1 pseudogene is annotated in these 661 nt (G+C 71.4%); it reads right to left on the minus strand.

What is annotated here, in order from left to right:
- Window positions 1–661: pseudogene (locus K6I34_RS37775) on the minus strand (2-oxoglutarate ferredoxin oxidoreductase subunit alpha); the annotation flags it as partial.

Here is a 661-nt window from a genome sequence, read left to right on the forward strand (position 1 = left end):
CGTACGCGGCCAGGACCGTGCCGAGGTTGGCGGGGAAGGGGTTGAGGTGGCGCAGGTGCGCCTGGGCGATGCGGCCTCCGTCACGGCGTACGCGGCGGACGGCGGCGGTGATCGGGCCGTAGGTCGATCCCCAGCCCAGGACCAGCGTCTTCGCTTCCCCCGTGGGGTCGTCGACGGTCAGGTCGGGGACGGTGATGCCGTCGATTTTGGCCTGGCGGGTGCGGACCATGTGGTCGTGGTTGGCCGGGTCGTAGGAGATGTTGCCCGTGCCGTCCTGTTTCTCGATCCCGCCGATGCGGTGTTCGAGTCCCGGTGTGCCGGGCACGGCCCAGGGGCGGGCCAGGGTCTGCGGGTCGCGCTTGAACGGCCAGAACACCTCGCTGCCGTCGGGCAGGGTGTGGTTGGGGCCGGTGGCGAACTGCACGCGCAGATCCGGGAGTTCGTCCGCCTCCGGGATCCGCCACGGCTCCGAGCCGTTGGCCAGGTAGCCGTCGGAGAGGAGGAAGACCGGGGTGCGGTAGGCCAGGGCGATGCGGGCGGCGTCCAGGGCGGCGTCGAAACAGTCCGCGGGCGTGGACGGGGCGATGACCGGTACGGGTGCTTCGCCGTTGCGGCCGTACATGGCCTGGAGCAGGTCGGCCTGTTCGGTCTTCGTCGGCAG

Origin of the sequence: Streptomyces sp. UNOC14_S4 (genome assembly GCF_020740835.1) — a bacterium.
Lineage (GTDB): Bacteria > Actinomycetota > Actinomycetes > Streptomycetales > Streptomycetaceae > Streptomyces.